This is a genomic window from Xylanimonas oleitrophica, assembly GCF_003244315.1.
In the GTDB taxonomy this organism is placed as follows: domain Bacteria; phylum Actinomycetota; class Actinomycetes; order Actinomycetales; family Cellulomonadaceae; genus Xylanimonas_A; species Xylanimonas_A oleitrophica.
In genome coordinates, this window is the sequence record NZ_QKWH01000006.1 from 105932 (window position 1) to 130406 (window position 24475).

25 protein-coding genes are annotated in these 24475 nt (G+C 74.0%); 16 read left to right on the forward strand and 9 right to left on the reverse strand.

The annotated features are described in order from the left end of the window. Positions 1-144 precede the first annotated feature (144 nt). The 3 genes from DNL40_RS09920 to DNL40_RS09930 form a co-directional block, all read right to left on the reverse strand. Positions 145-906 (reverse strand): amino acid ABC transporter ATP-binding protein, encoded by a 762-nt coding sequence (locus tag DNL40_RS09920; RefSeq protein WP_111251092.1) that lies wholly within the window; start codon positions 904-906, stop codon positions 145-147. Continuing rightward, positions 899-1552 (reverse strand): amino acid ABC transporter permease, encoded by a 654-nt coding sequence (locus tag DNL40_RS09925; RefSeq protein ID WP_111251093.1) that lies wholly within the window; start codon positions 1550-1552, stop codon positions 899-901. The genes DNL40_RS09920 and DNL40_RS09925 overlap by 8 nt, the downstream gene beginning before the upstream one ends. A 90-nt stretch (positions 1553-1642) precedes the next feature. After that, positions 1643-2452 carry an amino acid ABC transporter substrate-binding protein gene (locus DNL40_RS09930; RefSeq protein ID WP_111251094.1) on the reverse strand — a complete coding sequence of 270 codons (810 nt, stop codon included), beginning with the start codon at positions 2450-2452 and terminating at the stop codon, positions 1643-1645. A gap of 248 nt (positions 2453-2700) precedes the next feature. Between DNL40_RS09930 and DNL40_RS09940 the strand changes: the two genes are divergently transcribed. After that, positions 2701-3057 (forward strand): TraR/DksA family transcriptional regulator, encoded by a 357-nt coding sequence (locus DNL40_RS09940; RefSeq protein ID WP_111251096.1) that lies wholly within the window; start codon positions 2701-2703, stop codon positions 3055-3057. A 5-nt stretch (positions 3058-3062) separates the two neighbouring features. Here DNL40_RS09940 and DNL40_RS09945 read toward each other — a convergent pair whose 3' ends face one another. Continuing rightward, positions 3063-4400 (reverse strand): APC family permease, encoded by a 1338-nt coding sequence (locus tag DNL40_RS09945; protein ID WP_111251097.1) that lies wholly within the window; start codon positions 4398-4400, stop codon positions 3063-3065. An 89-nt stretch (positions 4401-4489) separates the two neighbouring features. On the opposite strand from DNL40_RS09945, the gene DNL40_RS09950 reads away from it, so the two are divergent. Next, on the forward strand, positions 4490-5110 hold the full coding sequence (locus DNL40_RS09950; protein ID WP_111251098.1) for a nucleoside/nucleotide kinase family protein: 621 nt from the start codon (positions 4490-4492) through the stop codon (positions 5108-5110). A gap of 23 nt (positions 5111-5133) precedes the next feature. On the opposite strand, the gene DNL40_RS16435 is transcribed toward DNL40_RS09950, so the two are convergent. Both DNL40_RS16435 and DNL40_RS09960 read right to left on the reverse strand, forming a co-directional pair. Beyond that, complete coding sequence (locus DNL40_RS16435; protein WP_179951028.1) at positions 5134-5628, reverse strand: DUF4190 domain-containing protein; 495 nt, start codon at positions 5626-5628, stop codon at positions 5134-5136. 142 nt (positions 5629-5770) lie between these two features. Beyond that, complete coding sequence (locus DNL40_RS09960; protein ID WP_179951029.1) at positions 5771-6448, reverse strand: DUF4190 domain-containing protein; 678 nt, start codon at positions 6446-6448, stop codon at positions 5771-5773. Between the two features lie 413 nt (positions 6449-6861). Here DNL40_RS09960 and DNL40_RS09965 point away from each other — a divergent pair, with 413 nt between their 5' ends. The 11 genes from DNL40_RS09965 (at position 6862) to DNL40_RS10015 (ending at position 18587) form a co-directional block, all read left to right on the forward strand. Next, positions 6862-7761 (forward strand): ABC transporter ATP-binding protein, encoded by a 900-nt coding sequence (locus tag DNL40_RS09965; protein ID WP_111251101.1) that lies wholly within the window; start codon positions 6862-6864, stop codon positions 7759-7761. 86 nt (positions 7762-7847) lie between these two features. Further along, entirely contained in the window at positions 7848-8873 is a 1026-nt protein-coding gene (locus DNL40_RS09970; protein WP_111251102.1) for an aliphatic sulfonate ABC transporter substrate-binding protein, read from the forward strand. Next, on the forward strand, positions 8873-9772 hold the full coding sequence (locus DNL40_RS09975; protein WP_111251103.1) for an ABC transporter permease: 900 nt from the start codon (positions 8873-8875) through the stop codon (positions 9770-9772). The genes DNL40_RS09970 and DNL40_RS09975 overlap by 1 nt, the downstream gene beginning before the upstream one ends. After that, the gene (gene acs / locus DNL40_RS09980; protein WP_111251104.1) at positions 9769-11832 is read left to right on the forward strand and encodes an acetate--CoA ligase; all 2064 of its coding nucleotides are present in this window, start codon (positions 9769-9771) and stop codon (positions 11830-11832) included. Before DNL40_RS09975 ends, acs begins: the two co-directional genes overlap by 4 nt. Further along, on the forward strand, positions 11829-13151 hold the full coding sequence (locus DNL40_RS09985) for an O-acetylhomoserine aminocarboxypropyltransferase/cysteine synthase family protein (protein ID WP_111251105.1): 1323 nt from the start codon (positions 11829-11831) through the stop codon (positions 13149-13151). The genes acs and DNL40_RS09985 overlap by 4 nt, the downstream gene beginning before the upstream one ends. Continuing rightward, the gene (locus DNL40_RS09990) at positions 13148-13645 is read left to right on the forward strand and encodes a CoA-binding protein (protein ID WP_111251106.1); all 498 of its coding nucleotides are present in this window, start codon (positions 13148-13150) and stop codon (positions 13643-13645) included. Before DNL40_RS09985 ends, DNL40_RS09990 begins: the two co-directional genes overlap by 4 nt. 186 nt (positions 13646-13831) lie before the next feature. After that, entirely contained in the window at positions 13832-14746 is a 915-nt protein-coding gene (locus DNL40_RS09995) for a DUF559 domain-containing protein (RefSeq protein ID WP_111251107.1), read from the forward strand. Positions 14747-15007: 261 nt separating this feature from the next. Continuing rightward, positions 15008-15994 carry a hypothetical protein gene (locus DNL40_RS10000; protein ID WP_111251108.1) on the forward strand — a complete coding sequence of 329 codons (987 nt, stop codon included), beginning with the start codon at positions 15008-15010 and terminating at the stop codon, positions 15992-15994. A 262-nt stretch (positions 15995-16256) separates the two neighbouring features. Further along, positions 16257-16634, forward strand: a complete 378-nt coding sequence (locus DNL40_RS16760) for a phage holin family protein (RefSeq protein WP_245885829.1) — start codon at positions 16257-16259, stop codon at positions 16632-16634. Continuing rightward, positions 16631-17377 carry a DUF3618 domain-containing protein gene (locus DNL40_RS10010; RefSeq protein ID WP_111251110.1) on the forward strand — a complete coding sequence of 249 codons (747 nt, stop codon included), beginning with the start codon at positions 16631-16633 and terminating at the stop codon, positions 17375-17377. The genes DNL40_RS16760 and DNL40_RS10010 overlap by 4 nt, the downstream gene beginning before the upstream one ends. 97 nt (positions 17378-17474) lie before the next feature. Beyond that, positions 17475-18587, forward strand: coding sequence for a YihY/virulence factor BrkB family protein (locus DNL40_RS10015; RefSeq protein WP_111251111.1), 1113 nt, complete (start codon positions 17475-17477; stop codon positions 18585-18587). A gap of 27 nt (positions 18588-18614) precedes the next feature. Here the strand turns inward: DNL40_RS10015 and DNL40_RS10020 are convergent, their stop codons facing one another. Beyond that, complete coding sequence (locus DNL40_RS10020; RefSeq protein ID WP_111251112.1) at positions 18615-19199, reverse strand: DUF1648 domain-containing protein; 585 nt, start codon at positions 19197-19199, stop codon at positions 18615-18617. A 239-nt stretch (positions 19200-19438) separates the two neighbouring features. Between DNL40_RS10020 and DNL40_RS10025 the strand changes: the two genes are divergently transcribed. Then, complete coding sequence (locus DNL40_RS10025; protein ID WP_111251113.1) at positions 19439-20824, forward strand: lyase family protein; 1386 nt, start codon at positions 19439-19441, stop codon at positions 20822-20824. 93 nt (positions 20825-20917) lie between these two features. Beyond that, complete coding sequence (locus DNL40_RS10030) at positions 20918-22453, forward strand: SulP family inorganic anion transporter (RefSeq protein ID WP_111251114.1); 1536 nt, start codon at positions 20918-20920, stop codon at positions 22451-22453. Between the two features lie 64 nt (positions 22454-22517). Here DNL40_RS10030 and DNL40_RS10035 read toward each other — a convergent pair whose 3' ends face one another. Beyond that, complete coding sequence (locus DNL40_RS10035) at positions 22518-23414, reverse strand: oxidoreductase (protein ID WP_111251115.1); 897 nt, start codon at positions 23412-23414, stop codon at positions 22518-22520. A gap of 148 nt (positions 23415-23562) precedes the next feature. Here DNL40_RS10035 and DNL40_RS10040 point away from each other — a divergent pair, with 148 nt between their 5' ends. Then, positions 23563-23979, forward strand: a complete 417-nt coding sequence (locus tag DNL40_RS10040) for a winged helix-turn-helix transcriptional regulator (protein ID WP_218926042.1) — start codon at positions 23563-23565, stop codon at positions 23977-23979. A 54-nt stretch (positions 23980-24033) separates the two neighbouring features. On the opposite strand, the gene DNL40_RS10045 is transcribed toward DNL40_RS10040, so the two are convergent. Further along, positions 24034-24432 carry a four-helix bundle copper-binding protein gene (locus DNL40_RS10045; RefSeq protein ID WP_218926034.1) on the reverse strand — a complete coding sequence of 133 codons (399 nt, stop codon included), beginning with the start codon at positions 24430-24432 and terminating at the stop codon, positions 24034-24036. Between the last annotated feature and the right edge of the window lie 43 nt (positions 24433-24475).

The following is a 24475-nucleotide window of genomic DNA, read 5'->3' on the forward strand; positions in this document are numbered from 1 at the left end:
GGCACCGACAGTAACCGGGGTCACACCGCCCGCAAGGTGAGACGTGTCGGCGGCGACGACGCGATGGGCCGGTCGAGCCGCTGGTGGGCCGCCTGCGCGGCCGGGCCGGCGCGGGGCGCCGCACGCGACAGCGGCGCCTCCGGATCAGTCCAGGGGGTTGAGCAGCCGGTGCAGGAACTGCCGGGTGCGCTCCTCGCGGGGGGCGGAGAAGATCTGCGCGGGCGCACCGCGCTCCAGCACCACCCCGCCGTCGAGGAACAGCACCTCGTCGGCCACCGCGCGGGCGAAGGACAGCTCGTGGGTGACCACCACCATGGTCCAGCCCTCCTCGGCCAGCTCCTTCATCACGGTGAGCACCTCGCCCACCAGCTCCGGGTCGAGGGCGGAGGTCGGCTCGTCGAACAGCAGCAGGTCAGGGCTCAGGGCCAGGGCCCGCACGATGCCGACGCGCTGCTGCTGGCCGCCGGAGAGCTGGCGCGGGTAGGCGTCGCGCTTGTCGGCCAGCCCGACGCGGTCGAGGAGCTCGAGCGCCCGTTGCTGGGCCTGCGCGCGCGGCACCCGCCGCACCTGCACGGGCCCCTCCATGACGTTCTGCAGCACCGTCATGTGCGGGAACAGGTTGTGCTGCTGGAACACCATCGCCGAGCGGTCGCGCAGCGCGTGGCGCTCGCGCTGCGTCACCGGGCGGGAGAAGTCGAGGGCGGGGCCGCCGGACACCTCCAGCGTGCCGGCCGACGGCGTCTCCAGGCCGTTGAGCGAGCGCAGCATCGTCGTCTTGCCCGAGCCGGACGGCCCGATGAGCGCGACCACCTGCCCGCGTCGCACGTCGAGGTCGACGCCGCGCAGCACCTCGTGGTCACCGAACGCCTTGCGGATGCCGCGGGCGGTGAGGAGCGTGTCAGACATACCGCTCCAGCCTCCTCTCGAGGCGGGTCTGGGCGAAGGACAGCACCGTGCAGAACAGCCAGTAGACGAGTGCGGCCTCGAGGTACAGCAGCATGTAGTCGAACGTGGCCGACGCGATGACCTGCGCCTGCCGGAACGCCTCTGCCACGAGGATGAGCGACGCGAGCGACGTGTCCTTGACCAGCGAGATGAACGTGTTCGACAACGGCGGCACGGAGACCCGCGCGGCCTGCGGCAGCACGATGCGGCGCAGCGCCCGGGTACGGGACATGCCCACGGTGTACGCGGCCTCCCACTGCCCCTGCGGCACCGACAGGATCGCCGCCCGGATCACCTCGGCCGCATAGCCGCCCACGTTGAGGGAGAACGCCACCACGGCGCTCGGCCACGGGTCGATGGTCACGCCCAGCGAGGGCAGGCCGTAGAAGATGACGAACAGCTGCACCAGCAGCGGGGTGCCGCGGATGACGGACACGTACGCGCGGCCCAGCCACGCCAGCAGCGGGTTCTTCGACAGGCGCAGCAGCGCGACGCCCAGCGCCAGCACCAGGCCGATCGCGAACGACACGAGCGCGAGCGGGATGGTGCCCTTGAGGCCGCCCAGCACGATCGGCCAGAACGACGAGGCGAACAGCTCCCAGTTCACGTCCGCCACCTCACCACGCCCCGACGTCGGTCGCGCGGCACGGCGTGGGGGAGGCGGGCGCGGCCTGGGCCGCGCCCGCCCCGCCCGGCGTCACTGCGAGACGTCCTGGCCGAAGTACTTCTCCGACAGCTCGGCCAGCGTGCCGTCGGCGGCCAGCTCGGCGAGAGCGCCGTCGATGGCCTCGGCCAGCGCCTCGCGCTGCTGCGTGAACACGAACGCCGAGCGCGAGGTGTCCTCGGTCTCCGCGGCCACCGCCAGACCCGACTCGCCGTTCTCCTTGACGTAGTCGAGGTACGTCAGCGAGTCGTTGATGGTGGCGTCCACGCGGCCCTGCTGCAGCAGCGACACGGCCTGCGCCCAGCCCTCGACGGGCTCCACGTTGGCGCCCGAGTCCGTGGCGAGCTGGTACCAGTTGCTGGTGAGGGACTGCGCGGTCGTCTTGCCGGCGAGGTCGTCGAAGCTGGAGATCGACGTGTCGCCCTCGTTCACCACGACGACGCCGCGCGAGACGGTGTACGGGGTGGAGAAGACGTACTTCTCCTCACGCTCGGGCGTGATCGACACCTGGTTGGCGATGGTGTCGAACCGACCGGCGTCGAGGCCCGCGAAGATGGCGTCCCACTGCGTCTCCTGGAAGCGGATCTCCAGGTCCAGCTTCTCGGCGACGGCGCGCGCCACGTCGACGTCGTAGCCGACGAGGTCGCCGGCGCCGCCCTCGTGGTAGCTGAAGGGGCGGTAGGTGCCCTCGGTGGCGACGGTGAGGGTGCCGGCGTTCACGAGCCCCAGGTCGTCGCCGTCGGCGGAGGCGTCGCTGCCGGAGCCGGAGCCGGAGCCGCACGCGGCCAGCGTCGCGGCGAGGGCGGTGGTGGCGAGGGCGGCGAGGGCGCGGCTGCGGCGCATGGTGGTTCTCCTGCGGGTCGTGACGGGGTCGGTGCGGGCACCGGGCCGGCGGTTGCCGGGGCGCCTCGCGGGTGCGACGAGCGCCAGGGGCAGAACTCTGACCTACGACTCATCGACTCCGCAATTGAATCTCATCGATCAGGCCGATGCCGCGGCGCACGTCACACCCGAGCACCAGGGGACGGGCACCATCCCGCGGCCAACCCCTGCGGTCGGCGGCCACAGGCCCTTCGAGGCAGGATGAGCGGATGCGCGACGTCGACCTGCACCGCGCCGAGGAACGCCTGCGTGCCCGCCTCACCGAGGTCGAGCAGCTCGTGGCCGCCCAGCGTGCGCTCGCCGCCGAGATCGCCGACTCCGGCAAGGACGCCAACACCGACGACGAGCACGACCCCGAGGGGTCCACCCTCGCCTGGGAGCGGCAGCAGGCCTCCGCGCTCGCCGCCGGGGCCGCCGCCGAGCGCGACGTGCTGCTCGCCGCGCTCGCCCGCGTCGCGGACGGCACCTACGGGCGGTGCGAGGTGTGCGGGCGGGCGATCCCCGAGGCGCGGCTCGAGGTGCGGCCCGGCGCCACGCGCTGCGTGGAGCACGCGGCGGCGCGCTGACGGCGTCAGGCCGTGGCTCGGCCCCGGCGCGTCAGCCGCATCACCGCGTACAGCACCGCCCCCAGGGCGAGCAGCGCCCCGGCGCGCAGCCACGTGGCGCCGTCCTGCTGGGTCAGGAGCAGCACGCAGCTGGCCACACCCAGCACGGGCACCACGGTCGCCACCCGGAAGTGGGGTCGCTCCACGGTCTCCCGGCGCAGCACCAGCACGGCCACGTTGGTGCTGAGGAACACCAGCAGCAGGAGCAGCACCACCGTCTCGGCCAGGGCGGCGAGATCGCCGGTGAAGACGAGCGCCATGGCGACGAGCGTGGTGGTCACGATCGCCACCCACGGGGTGCGGCGGCCCGGCAGCACCCGGCCCAGCACGCGGGGCAGGAGGTGCTGCTCGGCCATGCCGTAGGCGAGCCGGCTGGCCATGATCATCGTCAGGAGGGCGCCGTTGGCCACCGCGACGAGTGCCACGAGCGAGAAGAGCCGTTCGGGCACGATGCCTGCCGCGGCCACGACCTCCAGCAGCGGGCCGCTCGAGCCCGCCAGGGTCTGCGGGTCGACGACGGCGACGGCGGCCACGCTGACCAGCACGTAGACGACGCCGGCGGTGATCAGGGCCCCGAACAGCGCGCGCGGGTAGACGCGCCGCACGTCGCGGACCTCCTCGGCCACGTTGGCGGACGTCTCGAACCCGACGAACGAGTAGTACGCGAGCACGGCGGCACCCAGCACGGCGAGGGCCGGGGTGGTTCCTTCCGTGAACTGCGTGACCCGGCCGACGTCGCCCTGGCCGCGGCCGAGCACCACCGCCGCCAGCACGACGACGAGCACCAGGCCGCTTACCTCCACGATCGTCATGACGACGTTGGCCCCGAGCGACTCGCGGATGCCGCGCGCGTTGAGGGCGGCGACCGCCACCAGGAACAGCAGCGCCACGAGCCGCTGCGGGGCGTCGACGAACGCGCCGAAGTAGTCGCCCGCGAACGCCAGGGACAGGCCTGCCGCGCTGGTGACACCGGCCGCCAGCATCGAGAAGCCCACCAGGAACGAGAGCGCCGGCTGCCGGAAGGCTCGCTGGGCGAACACGGCGGCACCGCCGGCGCGGGGGTACTTGGTGACGAGCTCGGCGTACGACCCGGCGGTGAGCAGCGCCAGGCCGAGCGCCACCAGCAGGGGGAGCCAGACGGCGCCGCCCACCTCGCCCGCCATGGCGCCGACGAGGGCGTAGACGCCGGCGCCGAGCACGTCACCCAGGATGAACAGGTACAGGAGCCGGCCGCTGACGGACCGGGAGAGCCGGGTCTCGTCACCCGTGGGTGCCGCGCCGGGTTCGGTGGAGCTGCTGGTCATGGCCCCAGACGTTGGCACGGAGCGGCCGCGCTCGCTGCCTGGGGGCGCCGTCGGGGGCCGGAGCCTGGCGCGCGTGACAGCATGACCGGGTGCGCGTGCAGCCGGTGACGTTCGAGGCCGTGGTGGAGCACGTCGTCGGCCTGGTCGCGGCCCGCGAGCGCACGACGGCGGTGCGCGTCCTGGTGGACGGGCACCCCGCCGCGCAGCCCGAGGTGCTTGCCGACGCGCTGGTCGAGCCGCTGCGCGCCGCCGGCCGTCCCGTCGCACGGGTGCGGGTGCGCGACTTCCTGCGCCCGGCCTCGCTCCGGCTGGAGCACGGGCGCCGGGACGCGGACTCGCTCCTGGACGGGTGGATCGACGTCGGCGGGCTGAACCGCGAGGTGCTGACGTCCGTGGTGGAGCGGGGCCGCTACCTGCCGACGCTGCGCGACCCGGTGACGGACCGCTCCACGCGGGCGCCCTACGTCGAGGCCCCGCCCGGCACCGCCGTCGTGCTGGACGGCACGCTGGCGATGGGGCGGGGCCTGGACGTGGACCTCGCGGTGCACCTGGCGCTGCGGCCGCCCGCCGAGACGCGGGGAACCCCCTTGGACGACGCGTGGCAGCTCGCTGCCTACGACCGGTACCGGCGTGAGGTGGCGCCGGAGCGGCGGGCCGACGTCGTCGTCCGGATGGACGACCGGCGGCACCCCGCCCTGGTGCTGCGCTGAGCGCTACGGGCGCCGCGCGCCGGTCACCCGGCGCAGGTCATGGACTCCGAACGGCCGCCGCAGGTGGCGCCGAACTCCTGGTACTCCGTGCCGGGGAGCGACTTCGCGAAGAGGTCCTCGCAGCTGCCGTCGTCGCCGCCGGCGCAGCCGTCCCACAGGACGTCGAGCACGGCGTTGTCGCCGTACGCCTGCCCGTCCTGCACGTCCGACAGCGTGCGGACGGCGACGCCGATCAGCAGACCCCACACCAGGACGGCGACAGCCCCGAGCGCGATGCCGGCGATCGCCAGGCCCTTGCCCGCGCGGCCGGTCTTCCGTGTGCGGTTGAGGCCCACGACGCCCAGGACGATCGGCACCACGCCGAGCCCGACGACGCCGGTGACGAGCGCGGCGATCGAGAACCCGTCGGTGCCCTGCGCGGGCGGCAGGGCGGCGCCGGGGGTGTGGGGGCTCGCCGCGTGCGGGGCGGGCGCCTCCACCGTGGCCGGCTGCGGGCTGGGCGTGCGGGGGTCGGTCACGGTGCCTCCTCGGACGGTGCGTGCGCCCAGTGTGACGGACGCGGCAGGCCCTGACCAGCGCAGACGTCGGATCGTCGGCCTGATGCTGCTGCCCGGCGGATCCTGCCGCGCGCCCGGCCCGGCCGGCTGGCTCAGGGCGTCGTCAGCTGCAGCTCCACGCGGGCTCCTGCCGGCCGCCGCACGTCTCGCCGAACTGCTCGTACTCGCTGCCGATCTCGGACGACTCGTAGAGGTCGTCGCAGGCCGCCATGTCCCCGGCGGCGCAGCCGTCCCACAGGGCGTCGAGCGTCGCGTTGTCGCCGTACGTCTGGCCCTGCTCGAACCCGTCGTCCTCCAGCAGCGCCCACCCACCTGCGGCCCCCAGGCCCAGGAGCATGAGGACGACGAGGAACGCGCCCACCACGATGCTGATCCCGCCGAGCACGATGCCGGCGACCGCCAGGCCCTTGCCCTGGCGGCCGGTGTTCCTGACCCGGTTGAGGCCCACGATGCCGAGCACCACGGGGACCACGCCGAGGCCGAGGACGCCGGTGACGAGCGCGGCGATCGAGACGCCGTCGGTGCCCTGGCTCTGCAGGGTGCCGTAGAAGCCGCCGGGCGGGGAGTCGTAGGGGCTCGTCTGCGACGCGGCGTAGGGGGTCGCGGCGCCGGGGGAGGTGGCGTGCGGTGAGGCGCCGGGAGCCTGCTGGGTGCTGCCGGACGGGTCGGTGGCGCCCTGCGGCGGGGTCGCAGGGCTGTACGGCCCGGTGCTGTGCGGCCCGGTGCTGTACGGCTCGGGGCGGTCGGGCTGCGACGGGGTGGGGCGGTACGGGTCGGACACGGTCTCTCCTTCGGTCGGCACAGTGTGGCGCGCGGGGGGTGGCGGACGTGGTGTGCGCCCAGGTGGTGGGCGGGTGAAGAACCTTCGTCCACGATTCGGTCACATGGTGGGACCGCATCGTGAGACGCCGGTTGTGGGTCTCTGGCCGCGCTGCCTAGCGTGCAGTCCGAAGGTTGGGACGTTCTCAAATAATGAGATGCCCAGGTGTCGACGACCGAGGAGGAACGCCGTGCGCAGCACCCAGCCCGCCCCGCGCCCCGCCGTCGGCCGTGCCCTGCCCTGCTGTCGAATGCAGCCCCGCGCCGGCAGGTGACGCGACGGCCCCGCGTGGGCCGCGACCTCCGGCGCCGCCGCCCCCGCGGCCGCCCGGAACCCCCGGTGGTCGTGCACGACCGAGACCCCAGGACGTCACCATGACCAGCACGCTCAGCCCGCTCTCCACCGAGGCTCCTGGCACCGCCGCCCGGTCCGCCCCCGGCACCGCCCACGCCGTCACCGTCGAGGCCGTCGAGCGGACCTTCGCCACCCCCACCGGTCCGCGGCAGGTGCTGCGTGGCCTCGACATCACCCTGCGCGCCGGGGAGATCGTCGCGATCGTGGGCCCCTCCGGCTGCGGCAAGTCCACGCTCCTGCGCCAGGTCAGCGGCCTCGACACCCCGACGTCGGGCCGCATCCTGCTGGACGGGACGCCCGTCGTCGCCACCGACCCGCGCACCGCCGTCGCCTTCCAGGAGCCCCGGCTGCTGCCGTGGCGCACGCTCGCCCAGAACGTCGCCCTCGGGCTGCCCCGCGCAGGGGCAGGCGTGGGCACCCGCCGCCAGGCCCGCCAGGAGCGCGACGAGCGCGTGGCCGAGCTGCTGCGCCTGGTGGGCCTGGAGGCGTCCGCCGACCTGCGGCCCCGCCAGGTCTCCGGCGGCATGGCCCAGCGCGCGTCGCTCGCCCGAGCCCTGGCCCGCAACCCCGGCGTGCTGCTGCTCGACGAGCCGTTCGGTGCCCTCGACGCCCTGACCCGCCTGCGGATGCAGGACCTCCTGCTGGAGATCCACGCCGCGCAGCCCACCACCGTGCTGCTGGTGACGCACGACGTCGAGGAGGCGCTGTACCTCGCGGACCGCGTGCTGCTGCTGCGCTCGCTCGCCACCCCCTCCGCCGTACCAGGACCAGCGCCCGGCCCCGCAGGCTCTGACGCCGGGAGCCTCGCCCGCGTCGTCGACGTGCCCGGCGCCCGCCCCCGCGACCGCGCCGACCGCCAGCTCGCCGAGCTGCGGGCCGAGCTCCTCGAAGGGCTCGGCGTCGACACCCACCACGGCTGACCGGCCCCACCGGCCCACGGCCCCGTACCCCGCACGCACCCGTACCCCGCACGCACCCGTACCCCGCACGCACCGAAGGAACCCCCATGCGCAACCGCACCGCACGCCTCGCCACCGCCGTCGGCCTCGCCGCCGCGACCATGCTGGCGTCGGCCGGCTGCGTCGCGGGGGAGAGCGGGCCGGCAGCGGCCGGTGCCGCCGAGGGCTCCGAGTGGAGCACCACCGAGCTCACCATCGACTTCGCCACCTACAACCCGCTCAGCCTCGTGGTGCGGGACCAGGGGCTCATCGAGGAGCGGCTCGGCGACTCCGTCGAGGTCACCTGGCTGCAGTCCGCCGGCTCCAACAAGGCCAACGAGGCGCTGCGCTCCGGGGCGCTCGACGTCGGCTCCACCGCCGGGTCGGCCGCGCTGCTCGCCCGCGCCAACGGCTCGCCCATCAAGACGATCGACGTGTACAGCCAGCCCGAGTGGGCCGCCATCGCCGTGAGCCCCGACTCGGGCATCACGTCGGTCGCCGACCTGGCCGGCCGGTCCGTGGCCGCCACCAAGGGCACCGACCCGTACTTCTTCCTCCTCCAGGCGCTCGAGGAGGCCGGCGTGGACCCCGCCTCCGTCGAGGTGCAGAACCTCCAGCACGCCGACGGCCGGGCCGCGCTCGACAACGGCTCCGTGGATGCCTGGTCCGGGCTGGACCCGATCCTGGCCGCCGCTGAGCACGAGTCCGGCGCCGAGCTGCTCTACCGCAACGTCGACTTCAACACCTACGGCTTCCTCAACGCGACGGAGGACTTCGTGGAGAACCACCCCGACGTCGCGCAGGTCGTGGTCGACGCCTACGAGGAGGCGCGCGCCTGGGCGATCGAGAACCCGGAGCAGGTGTCCGCCCTGCTGGCCGAGGTCGCGGGCATCGCGCCGGAGGTCGCCACCACCGTGATCGAGGAGCGCACCCACCTGGACATCGACCCCGTGCCGGGCGACGCCCAGCGCCAGGTGCTCGAGGTGGTGGGCCCGATCTTCGTGGAGAACGGCGACGTCGCCTCGCAGGAGGCCGTGGACGCCGCCCTCGGGTCCCTGTTCGAGACCCGGTTCGCGCAGGAGGCGGTGTCCTGATGTCGGCGCCCGTCCCCGACGTCCGCAGCGACCTGGTCGACCCGCCGCGCGAGGTCACGCACGTCGGTCCCGGCCGTGGCGGCCAGGTGAGTGCCGCCGACGTCGCGGCCGGCCCGACGGCGGCCGGCGCCCGCCCCGGCCTGCTCTCCCGCCGCGGCGCGGTGGTCACCCTCGGGCTGGTGGTGCCGGTGGTGCTGCTCGCCGCCTGGCAGGCGGTCACGGCCTCCGGGCTGGTGCCGCCTTACCAGCTTCCCGGGCCGCTGGCGGTGTGGGACGCCGCCGTCGACCTCGTGCAGCGCGGCCAGCTCGGCACCCACGTGGCCATCTCGACCCAGCGCGTGCTGATCGGCTTCGCCATCGGTGCGCTCGCGGGCCTGGCGGTGGGTGCCGTCGTCGGGCTCTCCCGCCTGGGGGACGTGCTGCTGGGCCCCACCCTCGCGGCGATCCGCGCGGTGCCGTCCCTGGCGTGGGTGCCGCTGCTGATCCTGTGGCTCAGGATCGGCGAGGAGTCCAAGCTGACGCTCATCGCGATCGGTGCGTTCTTCCCCGTGTACACCACCGTCTCGGCGGCGCTGCGGCACGTGGACCCGCAGCTCGTGGAGGCCGGGCGGTCCTTCGGGTTCCACGGGTGGTCCCTGTTCCGCACCGTGCAGCTCCCGGCGGTGCTGCCGTCGCTCGTCTCCGGCCTGCGGCTGGCGCTGGCCCAGGCGTGGCTGTTCCTCGTCGCGGCCGAGCTCATCGCGTCGTCGATGGGCCTGGGCTACCTGCTGACGGACTCGCAGCAGAACGGTCGGGTGGATCGCATCCTCCTGGCGATCGTGCTGCTGGCGCTGCTCGGCACCGTGACGAACGCGGTGGTGGGCCTCGTGGAGAAGAGGCTGCTGCGGAGGTGGGCATGAGCGCCGCACCCCAGCTGGTCGCGGAGGCGCGCCTGGTCGAGTCGCGCGTCTACCCGCCGCCGGGCGCCTTCGCCGCGCAGGCCAACGTGGGCCCCGACGTCTACGCCTCTGCCGCCGCCGACCCTGTGGCGTTCTGGGAGGAGGCGGCGCGCCGCCTCGACTGGCACACCCCGTGGCACACCGCGCACACGTGGTCCCCTCCGGTGCACGACGACGCCACCGGGGACCTGACGGTCCCCCGCGCCACCTGGTTCGACGGTGGCCGGCTCAACGTGGCCGTCAACTGCGTGGACCGGCACGTCGCGGCCGGCCGTGGCGGCAAGGTGGCCCTCTACTTCGAGGGCGAGCCCGGTGATCGCCAGGCGGTCACGTACGCCGACCTCCAGCGCCGGGTGGCACAGGCCGCCCACGCCCTCACGGAGCTCGGCATCGGCCCCGGCGACCGCGTGGTGGTCTACCTGCCCGTGCTCGTGGAGACCGTCGTGGTCGCGCTCGCCTGCGCGCGCGTCGGCGCCGTCCACAGCCTCGTCTTCGGCGGGTTCTCCGCCGAGGCCGTGCGGTTCCGGCTCCAGGACACGGGCGCGAAGCTGCTCGTCACCAGCGACGGCCAGTTCCGGCGCGGCAAGGCCGTCGAGGTCAAGTCGGCCGCCGACGCCGCGGCAGCCGGCCTCGACCACGTGGAGCACGTGCTCGTGCTGCGCCGCACCGGCGACGCCCTGGGCACCGACGTGCCGTGGACCGAGGGGCGCGACGTGTGGTGGCACGACGTCGTCGACCCCCAGCCCGAGACGCACGAGCCGGAGTTCTTCGACGCCGAGCACCCGCTGTTCGTCATCTACACCTCCGGAACCACCGGCAGGCCCAAGGGGCTCGTCCACACCTCCGGCGGCTACCTCACGCACGCGAGCTGGTCCCACTGGGCGGTGTTCGACGCCAAGCCCGACGACGTCCACTGGTGCACCGCCGACCTCGCCTGGGTCACCGCCCACACCTACGAGATCTACGGGCCGCTCTCCAACGGGCTCACGCAGGTGATCTACGAGGGCACGCCCGACGCCCCGCACCGCGAGCGCCACCTGGAGATCATCGAGCGCTACGGCGTCACGGTGTACTACACGGCGCCCACCCTGATCCGCACGTTCATGACGTGGTTCGGGGACGCGCTGCCCGCCCGAGACGACGGCACGGCCTACGACCTGTCGTCGGTGCGCCTGCTCGGCACCGTGGGGGAGGCGATCAACCCCGAGGCGTGGGTGTGGTTCCGCCGCACGTTCGGCCGGGACGAGACGCCCGTGGTGGACACGTGGTGGCAGTCGGAGACGGGCGCCGCGATGGTGGTGCCGCTGCCGGGCGTCACGGTGCTCAAGCCGGGCTCGGCCACGGTGGCGCTGCCCGGCATCGACACCGCGGTGGTGGACGACGACGGCCGGCCCGTGGGCCCCGGCCGTGCGGGCACGCTCGTGGTGCGGCGGCCCTGGCCGGGCATGGCCCGCACGGTGTGGGGCGACCCGGAGCGCTACCGCGACTCCTACTGGCGGGCGTTCGCCGGCAAGGGCGAGCACGGCGGCTACTACGTGGCCGGCGACGGCGCCACGCTCGACGACGACGGGTACCTGTGGGTGCTCGGGCGGCTCGACGACGTCGTCAACGTGTCCGGCCACCGGCTGAGCACCATCGAGATCGAGTCGGCCCTCGTGGCGCACCCGGCCGTGGGCGAGGCCGGCGTGGCGGGCGTGCAGGACCCGGTGACGGGGCAGGCGGTGGCGGCGTTCGTGACGCCGTCGGGCGCCGGTGCTCCGGACGCCGACGCGCTGCGGGCCGCCGTCGCCACCGCCATCGGGCCCGTCGCCAAGCCGCGGCACGTCGTCGTCGTGCCCGAGCTGCCCAAGACCCGCAGCGGCAAGATCCTGCGCCGACTGCTCGCCCAGCTCTGGGACGGCCACGAGCTCGGCGACACCACCTCGCTGCAGAACCCGTGGGCCGTGGACGCCGTGCGCGACGCCGTCGCGCAGCACCGCGCCCAGACCCCGCAGCACCACCCCGAGAGAAGGACCGCATGAGCGACCACCGCTTCGGCTTCCGCACGCGTGCCCTGCACGCCGGCGGCATCCCCGACGCCACCACCGGCGCCCGCGCCGTGCCGATCTACCAGACGACGTCGTTCGTGTTCGACGGCACGGACGACGCCGCCAACCTGTTCGCGCTGCAGAAGTACGGCAACATCTACAGCCGCATCGGCAACCCCACCGTGGCGGCGCTGGAGGAGCGCCTCGCCTCCCTCGAGGGCGGCATCGGGGCGGTCGCGACGGCGTCGGGCATGAGCGCCGAGTTCGTCACCTTCGCCGCGCTGGTGGGCGCCGGGGACCACGTGGTGGCCTCCGCGCAGCTCTACGGCGGCACCGTCACCCAGCTCGACGTCACGCTCCGGCGCTTCGGCGTCGAGACCACGTTCGTGCCCGGCACCGACCCGGCCGACTTCGCCGCCGCGATCCGGCCCGAGACCAAGGTGCTGTACACCGAGGTCGTCGCCAACCCGTCGGGCGAGATCGCGGACCTCGAAGGGCTGGCCGCCGTCGCGCACGAGGCGGGCATCCCGCTCGTCGTCGACGCCACCCTCGCCACCCCCTACCTGGTGCGGCCCATCGAGCACGGCGCCGACATCGTCATCCACTCGGTCACCAAGTTCCTCGGCGGGCACGGCACCACCCTCGGCGGCGTCGTCGTCGAGGCCGGCCGGTTCGACTGGGGCAACGGGAAGTTCCCGCAGATGACCGAGCCCGTGGCGTCCTACGGCGGCGTGAGCTGGTGGGGCAACTTCGGCGAGTACGGGTTCCTCACCAAGCTGCGCTCCGAGCAGCTGCGGGACATCGGCCCGGCCCTGTCCCCGCAGTCGGCGTTCACGCTGCTCCAGGGTGTCGAGACGCTGCCGCAGCGCCTGGACGCGCACCTCGCCAACGCCCGTGCGGTCGCCGAGTGGCTCGAGGCGGACCCGCGCGTCGCCTACGTCTCCTGGGCCGGCCTGCCCTCGCACCCGCACCACGAGCGGGCACAGAAGTACCTGCCGCTGGGGCCGGGCTCGGTGTTCGCGTTCGGGGTGAGGCCGGGTGCCGGGGCGGAGGGGCCCGACGCCGCGCGCGACGCCGGCCGCGCCTTCATCGAGGCGCTCCAGCTCGCCTCCCACCTGGCCAACGTGGGTGACGCCCGCACCCTGGTGATCCACCCGGCGTCGACCACGCACCAGCAGCTCGCCCCCGAGCAGCTCGCCGCCGCGGGCGTGCCCGCCGACCTGGTGCGCATCTCCGTGGGCCTGGAGGACGTGGAGGACATCCTGTGGGACCTGGACCAGGCCCTGACCAAGGCGACGGGAGAGGTCCGATGAGCGGCACGACGACGGCCCGCACGTGGCAGGGGCCCAGCGCGCCCGAGCGCCTCGCGATCCTGCGGTCCACCAAGAGCATCGCCATCGTGGGCGCGAGCGACAACCCCTCGCGGGCCAGCTACTTCGTCGCCACCTACCTGCTGTCCAGCTCGCCGTACGACGTGTACTTCGTCAACCCGCGCGCCACCACCATCCTCGGGCGGCCGGTGTACAAGTCCCTCGCGGACCTGCCCGTGGTGCCCGACCTGGTCGACGTGTTCCGCCGGCACGACGACCTGCCGGGCGTGGCCCAGGAGGCCGTCGACGTCGGGGCCAAGACGCTGTGGCTGCAGCTCGGCTCGTGGAACGAGGAGGCTGCCGGGGTCGCGGAGGCCGCCGGGCTGAAGGTGGTCATGGACCGCTGCGTGAAGATCGAGCACGCCCGGTTCCACGGCGGGCTGCACCTGGCCGGGTTCGACACCGGGGTGATCAGCAGCCGCCGCGCCCCCGCCTGACCCCCCCTCGCCGTTGTGGGCGGGAGACTCGCCGCAATCCCGACCGGATTGCGGCGAGTCTCCCGCCCACAACGGGGACGGGGCGCGGTCTCGTGCTCGTCCACGGACGGCTCCGTGCGTAGGGCTGTCCACAGATCGCGTCTCGACGCCGGCCCGGCGACGGCAGGCTCCGGCACCGTCCCCGGCATGGGCAGACACCACCACCCCGTCCACCCGCACCTGCCGCGGGACCGTCCCTTCGCGGTCGCCGACGCCGTCCGTGCCGGCGTACCGCGCCGGGCGCTGCGGCACCCCGACCTCGGCGCCCCGTTCCACGGCGTCCGGACGACGGCGCCCCCGGCCTCCGTGCTCGACGCCTGCCGTGCGCTCGCCACCGTCCTGCCCGACGACGTCGTCTTCGCCCGCACCACCGCTCTCCGCCTCCTCGGCGTCGAGGTCCCCTGGCGGATCGCAGACGACGCCCGCATCCACGTGGTGGCACGACGGGCGCAGGCCAGGCCCGAGCGTCCCGGCGTCGTCTCCCACCGCACCCGCCAGCGCTCCCTCGAGACCGTCGAGGTCCACGGGCTGCTGGTCACCTCACCGGCCCAGACGTTCGTGGACGTGGCCTGCGGTCTGCGGGTGCCCGACGACGTCGTCGTGCTCGGTGACGGGTTTCTGCGGCGCGGACGGGCGCTGACAACGGTCGCGGAGATGACGGCGCTCGCGGAGCGCACCCGCAAGGTGAAGGGGATCGTGCAGGTGCGCGAGCAGCTCCCCCGGCTGCGTCCCGGCACGGACTCCTCGACCGAGACCCGCGCTCGCCTGGCGCTCGTGGCCGGCGGTCTGCCGTGCCCTGTGGTCAACGAGGTCGTCAGGGACGACGCCGGCCGCTACGTCAAGCGGGTGGACATGCTGTACCGGCGGGAGCGCGTGGCCGTGGAGTACGACGGCGACCAGCACCGCACCGACCGGGAGCAGTGGCGCGAGGACGTGCGCGCCAGGCGCCGTCTGGAGGAGCTGGGCTGGACGGTGGTGGTCGCGGTCGCGAACGACGTCGTGCGCGACCCTGGGCCGCTGGTGGCCCGTGTGCGTTCCGCGCTGCTCAGAGCCACCCCCTGAACGTTGTGGGCGGGAGACTCGCCGCAATCCGGTCAGGATTGCGGCGAGTCTCCCGCCCACAACGGGGAGGGGGCTGCCGGCGCCACCGGGGGATCGTCCCGCGCCGCCCTTCACCCTCCCGATTGTGAGCGGGCGAGGAGAGGGTGATGGTCGAACCAGGTCACGAAGCGGCCGACCGCAGGGGCGACGTCTGCTTCGTCGCACCCGCCGTCCCTGCGGCCCGTCGCCCGCATCACGCGGGCCTGGACACGGAGGCAGCAGATGAGCGAGTCCGATCTCCCACGCACGGCATCGTCGGGACCCGGCGCCCACACGGCGCCCGGCACCCCCACGACGCCGGAGACCACGCCGTCGGCGTCCGGCGGCTACGGCAGCACGCCCGGCAGCCAGGGCTACGGCTCGGGCTCGGGCTCGGGCGGTTCCGGCGGCTCGGGCACGGCGCACGAGGCCAAGGAGCAGGCGTCGCAGGTCGCCTCGCACGCCGGTGAGGCGGGCAAGGAGGTGGCGCAGGACGCGAAGGAGCAGGCGTCGCAGGTGGCGGCCCACGCAGGCGAGGCCGGCAAGGACCTCGCCCACGAGGCCCGGGAGCGTGCCGGCGAGGTGGCGCACGAGGCGAAGGACCGGGCGCGCGACCTGTTCGGGCAGGCGCGTGCGGAGGTGAGCGAGCAGGCGTCCACCCAGCAGCAGCGCCTCGCGGGCAGCCTGCGCAGCATCGGTGACGAGCTGGACCAGATGAGCGACGCCGCGCAGGACCCGGGGTACGCCACGGACCTGGTGCGGCAGGGGTCGCGCACGGTGGCGCAGCTCGCCGACTGGTTCGAGCAGCGCGAGCCGGGTGACGTCGTCCGCGAGGTCGAGGACTTCGCGCGGCGCCGGCCTGGAGCGTTCCTGGCGATCGCGGCGGGGGCGGGTCTGCTCGCCGGCCGCCTGCTGCGCGGGGCCAAGGACGGCTCGTCGTCGGGGTCCTCGGGCGCCTCGTCGTCCGGCGGGTCTTCCCGCCAGGGCCTGTCGGGCACCACGGACGTGGACAACAACGTCTCCGGCCGGCCCGCCCCGGCACCCGCCCAGACGCCGGCCACCGCCCCCGGGACCACGTCGGGCGCCTACGGCGCGGCGTCGGACAGCCCGCTGGGCTCGGCCGGGGCGGACGACCTCGGCTCGACGTCGACGGGATCGCCGACCGCGGGCGTGACGCGGCCGTCGTCGGGCAGCACGGGAGGGGGCAGCAGCTATGTCCCTGGGACCTGACGGACCCCGGCCGGCCACCGCACCCGGGATGCCGCCCGGGACGCCGGGCTCCCCGGGCATGACGGGCGCCGACCCGGCCGCACAGGCCGCCGCGGCGGCCTCCTGGAGCGGCCAGCCGGCCCGTGACCCGGACAGCGACCTGCCCGACGTCGCCGTCGCAGGCGGCGGCGGGGCTCGCGTGCCCCACGGAGGGACCGGTGCGCCGTCGGGCGGAGCGTCGTACGACGCCCCCGCGGCGGGCAAGCACGGCGACCCCGAAGGGCTGAGCCTCGGCGAGCTGTTCGCGGAGGTGAGCCGTGACCTCTCCACCCTGATCCGCCAGGAGATCGAGCTGGCCAAGGCCGAGGCCACGGTGTCGGCCAAGAAGGCCGGGAAGGGCGCCGGGATGCTCGGCGGCGCCGGGTACGCCGGCCACCTGACCGTGCTGTTCGGGTCGATCGCCCTGTGGTGGGCGCTCGGCACGCTCATCGGGCTCGGCTGGTCGGCCCTCGTGGTGGCAGTCCTGTGGGGCGTGGTGGCGGCGGTGCTCGCCTCACGCGGCCGCAAGGAGCTCAGGTCCACCCCGGGGATGCCGGAGACCACCGACTCCCTCAAGAAGATCCCGCAGGCACTGCAAGGAAACGAGGAGAAGAACCGATGAGCAGCGACCCGGACCAGATCCGCGCCGACATCGAGCGCACCCGGTACGAGCTCAGCCGCGACGTCGACACCCTCGGGGACCGCGTGCGTCCTGGCTCGGTGGCACGCCGGCAGACCGACAAGGTCAAGGGCGGCATGTCGCGGCTCCGCGACCGTGTCATGGGCAGCGCGCAGTCCACCGCCCACGGGGCGAGCGGCACCGCGCACGACGCCGCCGACCGTGCCCGGGGCATGGCGTCCGACGTCGGAGCACGAGCGCAGGACGCCGCCGAGAACGTCGGCGACCGCGCGCACGACGTGGCCGACCGCGCCCGTGACGCCGTCTCGCACGCCCCGGACACGGTGCGGGAGCAGACGCAGGGCAACCCGCTCGCGGCCGGGCTCGTCGCGTTCGGGATCGGCCTGATCGCCTCGTCGATGATCCCCGCCTCCCAGAAGGAGGCCGAGGCGGCCCAGCGGGTGAAGGACGCCGCGGCCCCGCTGGTCGACGAGGCCAAGGAGGCGGCCCGCGCGGTGGCGGACGACCTGCGCGGTCCCGCGCAGGAGAGCGTGCAGGAGCTGCGCGAGCACGCCACCGAGGCGGGGCGCGAGGTGGCCGAGCACGGCCGTGAGGCCGCGCAGGACGTCGTCGGTCACGGCCGTGAGGCGGCGCAGGACGTCGCGGGGCACGGGCAGGAGGCGGCGCAGGACGTCGCCGACCACGGCCAGCACGCCGCCCGCGACGTGCGGTCGAGCGGCGCCTGACGCCGACGGCGGTCGCGGAGGGCAGCGACCCTCCGCGACCGCCGCGCCGCGCCCGGACACGCCAGCACGAGCACATCGCACCGAGGAGACACGACCCGTGACCGACACCGGAAGCGCCGCGGAGCGCGCGCACGCCCCGGCCCCTGACGACGCCCGCAAGCCCGACTCGCCCGCCGAGCTGCGCAAGCCGTCCTGGAAGTACGTGCTGCGCACCACGGCTCGTGAGTTCTCGCGCGACCAGTGCACCGACCAGGCCGCCGCGCTGACGTACTACGCAGTGCTGGCGCTGGCCCCGGCGCTGCTGGCCCTGGTCTCGGTGCTGGGCCTGGTGGGCAACGCCCAGCAGATGGTCACCCAGGTCATGGACTCCCTGGGCGACGTGCTGCCCGACGACGCGCGCAGCATGATCGAGACCCTGGTGGACAACGCCGCCAGCGGTGGTGGCCGGGCCGGGCTCGCCCTCCTCTTCGGTGTGCTGCTGGCCGTGTGGTCCGCTTCCGGGTATGTGGGCGCGTTCGGGCGGGCCATGAACCGGGTGTACGAGATCGACGAGGGCCGCCCCGTCTGGAAGCTGCGGCCGGTGCTGCTGCTCATCACGGTGGCGACGCTGCTGATCGCGGCGGTCGTGGTGGTGGCGCTGGTGATGACGGGACCGCTCGCGCACGCCGTGGGCGACGTCGTCGGGCTGGGCTCGACCGCCGTGACCGTGTGGAACATCGCCAAGTGGCCCGTGGTGCTGCTGCTCGTGATCCTGCTGGTCGCGATGCTGTACCACCTGACCCCGAACGTGCGGCAGCCGAAGTTCCGGTGGCTCAGCCTCGGCGCCGTCGTCGCCATCCTGGTGTGGATCGTCGCGTCCGTCGGCTTCGGGATCTACGTGACCACGTTCTCCAACTACAGCGCCACCTACGGGTCGCTCGCCGGCATCATCGTGTTCCTGCTGTGGCTGTGGATCACCAACCTCGCCCTCCTGTTCGGGGCAGAGCTCGACGCCGAGATGGAGCGCGGCCGTCAGCTCCAGGGAGGCATCGCCGCCGAGGAGCAGATCCAGCTCCCGCCGCGCGACACCAAGGCCAGCGAGAAGCGCGAGGCGAAGCTGGAGGAGGACATCGAGCGTGGCCGCGAGCTGCGCGACGCCGCCCGCCGCGGCGGGGCCGGGGCTGGAGACGGGCCGGGGGACGGGGCCGACGACGGCGCTCGCGGCCGCTGAGCGGGCCTCGACGGCCGTCGGGACCGGTCAGAGCCTCGACATCCGCACGATGAAGAAGGCCAGCGCGCCCATCATCGCGGCCAGGGCGATCCAGACAGCCGGTGTCACCGGCCAGTCCCCGACGATCCCTCCGAGGGCGACGATGTGCATCGCCGCCGTGCCGAGCACCGTCCAGACCATCATCCGGACGCCGTTCTCGTAGTGCGCCTGGGTGTTGGCTTCGGTGAGCGTGGCGAAGCCGTAGTTGTAGATCCGGGGATAGCGGGTCAGGATCGCGCACCCGATGACGGTCGCCAGCATGACGGAAGCCGGGATCAGCATCTCCCACGGCGAGCCGTACCGGGTGACCGAGCCGTCGGCCGCGAAGTGCATCGGCAGCTGGTCGGGCATCGAGGGGATGCGGACCACCGTCCAGAGCGTGTAGCCGAGTGAGGCCACCACGCTCCCGGTCAGCAAGACCCGGTGAAACCGGTCGAGGGTGAAGGTAGGTCGTGGCCGGCTGCGGAACGTCGGGTACTGGATCACGCCGTTCGCGTCACGGAACGGCACCCCCTCGCGCAGTGCTTCCACATAGCTGCTGACGGGTTCCTGGCTGCGGGACTCTTCTGGCATGGGTGGGCTCGTCGTCGATCTGCCGAGAACGGCTGCTGGAGAGAGGCTGAGCGTCGCAGTCTAGGCGCCAGGACCCTGAGGGGGCCTGAGTCGAGGCCGTCGCCCGACCGTCAGGCAGATGGCCGGAGCCGGCAAGAGGGCCGGGTGAGAGTGCCCCCGACCGGCCCGGTGCGCTGGGGCGCTCGCCACGGGTGAGGGATGATCGGACGGGACCACGCTCTCCAGGAGGTGCCCACCGCATGATCGTCGCCCCGTTCGGCCGGTTCACCGAGGGCCGTGTGCCCGACCCCGGGATCGCACGCCTGTTCACGCGGGAGAACCGCTGGCAGGCCCGGCTCGACGTCGAGGCGGCGCTGGCGCTCGCGGAGGCTGACGCGGGGATGGTGCCCAAGGAGGCAGCGAAGGCGATCGCGCTGACGGCCCGGATCGAGAAGCTCGACATCAAGCGGGTGCTGGCTGCGACGAGCGAGGCGAGCCACCCGCTGGTGCCGCTGATCGAGGAGTTCGCGCGCGTGGTGGGCAGCCAGCACGGCGGCTGGGTGCACTGGGGCGCCACCACGCAGAACATCACGCAGACCGCGGACGTGCTGGTGCTGCGTGACGCCCACACCAAGATCAAGGAGCTGCTGGGCCGGGCGCTGCGTGCCGGTGCCCGCCAGGCCCGCCGCTCGGCGGAGCTGCCGCTGGCCGGGCGCACGCACTCCCAGCACGCCGTGCCGATCACGTTCGGGTTCAAGGTGGCGGTGTGGATCGACGAGCTGGTGGCCCACGCCGACCGCCTGGAACGGCTGGAGGACCGGCTGTTCTGCGTGCTCATGGGTGGCGCGGTGGGCACGTTCGCGTCGTTCGGGGCGGCGGGCCGCGACATCGAGGCGGGGGTGGCGCAGCGGCTGGGGCTCAAGCCCATGCGGGTGCCGTCGCGGGCCATCAACGACGGCATGGTCGAGTACGTGCTGGTGCTGGCGCAGGTGGCCGGCACCATCGGCAAGATCGGCAAGGACGTCTACGCCCTCATGCAGCCGGAGTTCGGTGAGGCGTTCGAGCCGATCCCGGAGGGCACGGTGGGCTCCTCGACCATGCCGCACAAGCGCAACCCGCAGCTCGCGCTCGACATGATGACGATGTCGGCCGAGCTGCGGGCGCTGGCCGCGCCGGCCCTGGAGTCGATGCTGCACGACCAGGAGGCCAACGGGGCGATGACGGCGCTGCTGGAGGACATCTCGGCGTCGGCCACGGTGCTCGCGGGGGACATGCTCGCCCGGCTCGACGTCGTGCTGGGGGGTCTGGAGCTCGACGGGGAGCGGATGCGCGCCAACCTGCGGCTCTCGGCCGGGATGATCGGCTCGGAGTCCCTGATGCTCTCCCTGGGGGAGAAGATCGGCCGCCAGCAGGCGCACGAGATCGTGTTCGAGGTGGCGCAGAAGGCCGCGGTGACGGACACGCCGTTCGTGGAGCTGCTGAGCCAGGACCCGGTGGTGATGAGCGCGTTCAGCGTGGCCGAGGTGCGCGAGCTGCTCGACCCGACCCGGTACCTGGGGCGCAGCGTGGAGATCGCGCGGGCCATGGCGCAGGTCGCCGACGACGTCGCCGATCGCCTGCTGAAGGGAGCCCCGGAGGGCGAGTGATCCCGCTCCCTCCGGCACAGGGTCGGCTCACGCGAGGGGCCGTGCGGGTGCCACCTGGCGGCGCGAGCGGTTGCCGGGGGCGCACAATGTCCCGTGCCCGATCCCGCTCAGCCCGTCCCGCTCCGGCCGACGCCGGCCCCCGGCGTCCCGGAGGCCGACCGCACCCACTCGGTGCGCGCCGTGCTGCGATCGCCCCGCCTGCTGCGCGTCGAGGTGCTCGCCGGCCTCGTGACGGCGTTCGCTCTCATCCCGGAGGCGACGGCGTTCTCCATCGTGGCGGGCGTGGACCCGCGCCTGGGCCTGTTCTCCTCGTTCGTGGGGGCGGTCGCGATCGCGTTCCTGGGCGGGCGGCCCGCGATGATCACCGCCGCGGCGGGCTCGGTGGCGCTCGTGGCGGTGCCGCTCGTGCGCGAGCACGGGGCGGACTACCTGATCGTCGCCGTCGTGCTCAGCGGTCTGCTCCAGGTGGCGATGGGCCTGCTGGGGGTCGCCCGGCTCATGCGGTTCGTCCCCCGTTCGGTGATGGTGGGGTTCGTCAACGGCCTGGCCGTCCTCATCTTCTGGTCCCAGACCAGGCACCTGGTGGACGTGCCCTGGCAGGTGTACCCGCTGGTGGCGGTGGGCATCGCCGTCGTGGTGCTGTTCCCGCGCCTGACGCGGGCGCTGCCGGCGCCGCTGGTGGCGATCGCGCTGCTGACCGCCGCCACGGTGGTGCTGCGCGTCGACGTACCCGCGGTGGGGGACGAGGGAGACCTGCCGCAGTCCCTGCCCGCCCTCCTGGTGCCGGACGTCCCCTGGACGTTCGAGACGCTGCGGATCGTGGCGCCCTACGTGGCCGGCATGGCGCTCGTGGGTCTGCTCGAGTCGCTGCTGACCGCCAAGCTGGTGGACGACGTCACCGACACCCGCTCGGACAAGACCCGCGAGGCGTGGGGCCTGGGCGGCGCGAACGTGCTCGCGGGCCTGTTCGGCGGCATGGGTGTGTGCGCCATGATCGGCCAGACGGTCATCAACGTGAAGACGGCCGGTGCCCGCTCGCGCGTCTCGACCTTCATGGCGGGCGTGTTCGTGCTGGTGCTGGTGGTGGGGCTGGGTGACGTCGTCGCGATCATCCCCATGGCGGCGCTCGTGGCCGTGATGATCATGGTGGCCGTCATGACGTTCGACTGGCGCTCCGTGCGCCCGTCCACGCTGCGACGCATGCCGCGGTCCGAGACGGCCGTCATGCTCACCACCGTCGTCGTCACCGTCGCCACGGACAACCTGGCCTACGGCGTGCTGGCCGGCGTCGTCGTCGCCGCGGTGATGTTCACCCGCCGGGTCGCGCACCTCACCACGGTGACCCGCCTGGACGCGGGCGACGCCGACGGCGAGCGGGTCTACGCCGTCGAGGGCGAGCTGTTCTTCGCCTCCTCGGACGACCTCGTCCACCAGTTCGACTACCGCGGCGACCCGCACGAGGTGGTCATCGACCTGAGCCGGGCCCACGTGTGGGACGCCTCCGCCGTGGCCGCCCTGGACGCGGTGCGCGCCAAGTACGAGTCGCGCGGCAAGGCGGTGCGGATCGTCGGCGCGAACGAGGACACCGCGCACCGGCTGGAGCGGCTCTCGGGCACCCTCGGCGGCTGAGGCGGCACCGCCCCGGTGGCCCGCCGGCAGGACGCCGGTGCGCGGTCCCTCGTCGCGGTCCCTCCTAGCGGCCCGTGCGGGCCGGCTCGCCGCGGCGCCCGATCCGGTCGAGCGCGGCGACGTCGTCGTCGGAGAGCGCGAGCCCCGCGCCGGTGACGTTCTCTCGCAGGTGCGCCACCGACGAGGTGCCGGGGATCAGCAGGATGTTGGGCGAGCGGCGCAGCAACCACGCGAGAGCCACCGCGACCGGTGTCGCGGAGCGCCGCGCGGCGACCTCGGAGAGCGCTGCGGACTGGAGCGGGGTGAAGCCCCCGAGCGGGAAGTAGGGCACGTAGGCGACGCCCTCCTCGGCGAGGGTGTCGATCAGGTCGTCGTCCTCGCGGTGGGCGAGGTTGTACATGTTCTGGACGGCGGCGACAGGAGCGATCCGGCGCGCCTGCGCCACCTGCTCCGCCGTCGCGTTGCTGATCCCCAGGTGGCGGACCAGTCCCTCCTCCTGGAGGCGGGCGAGCGTCTCGAACGCCTCGGTCACCGAGCCGGGCCGGGGCCCTGAGGCGTCCCCGAGCCGCAGGTACACCAGGTCGAGCACGTCGAGGCCGAGCGTCTCCAGGTTCTCGTCGACGGCACGGCGCAGGTCGTCCGGGCGTCGGGCGGGCGGCCAGCCGCCGTGCTCGTCCCGGACGGCGCCCACCTTGGTCGCGACGTGCAGGGTGTCGGGGTACGGGTGCAGCGCCTCCCGGACGAGCTGGTTGGTGACGCGGGGGCCGTAGGCCCCGCTGGTGTCGAGGTGGGTGATCCCGAGCTCGGCGACCTCGCGCAGGACGGCGAGGGCGCCGTCACGGTCGGCCGGCGGCCCCATGACGCCAGGCCCGGCCAGCTGCATGGCGCCGTAGCCGAAGCGGGTCACGGTCAGGCCGGCCAGGTCCCAGGTGCCGCCGGGAAGGGTGGGGCGTGCGCTCATCTTGATACCTCTCGTAGGGGTGCGGGGCGCCGCGGTCTCCCGCGGCTCTCGCACCAGTCTCTGGAGGCAGGTCCTTCCGAGGAAGGACGCACTTCCAGGTGCGTAGGTCACCCGGACGAAAGGTGATGGCGGTGATGGCGTGGTCACGATGACGGCGGCCCAGCGCAGGGCGCAGGCGAAGGTGGAGTACGACGCGTCCCTGGCGGCGTGCCCCAGCCGTGAGCTGTTCGACAGGATCTCCGACAAGTGGGTGTCGCTCGTCCTGGCGGCCCTGGGCAGCGACGAGGGGTGCGACGGCGAGCCGCGGCCGCTGCGCTACTCCGACCTCGCCCGGCGGCTGGCCGGGGTCAGCCCCAAGATGCTCACCCAGACGCTCCGCTCCCTGGAGCGCGACGGGCTCCTGACCCGCACGGTGACACCGACCGTGCCGGTCACGGTCTCCTACGAGCTGACCGCCCTGGGGCTCTCGCTGTACCAGGTGGTCCGGGCGGTCAAGGCGTGGGCCCGGGCGAACATGGACGAGGTGCTCGCCTCCCGGGCCGCCTACGACGCCCGCCGCGCCTGAGCGCGACGCCTGAGCGCGACGCCGAAGCGCGGCGCCTCCTGACCTGCCGGCCGGTCAGCCCAGCGCGCCCAGGAGGTCTCGGCACGCCTGCTCGCACGCCCGGCACGCCTCGGCGCAGACCCGGCAGTGCTCGTGCATGCTCGCGTGGCTCTCGCACTCGTCCCCGCAGGCGCGGCACGCGGTGATGCACGCCTCGAGCACGGCACGGCGCACCCCGCCGTCGTCGCCGGTCTGGCGGGACAGCACCCGGGCGGTGGTGTCGCACACGTCGGCGCAGTCCAGGTCGTTGCGGACGCAGCGGCGCAGGTCGGCCACCATGTCCTCCGCCAGGCAGGCGTCGGCGCAGGCGGTGCACGCCTGCGCGCACGCGACGGCGGCGTCGACGGCGGCGGCCAGCAGGTCCTGGTGGTCGACCGGCCCGGGGTGGGCCTGCATCATCTCGGTGGTCCTCACGGTTCCTCCCGTGGTCGAGGGTGCCGGGCAGGGTGCCCGGTCC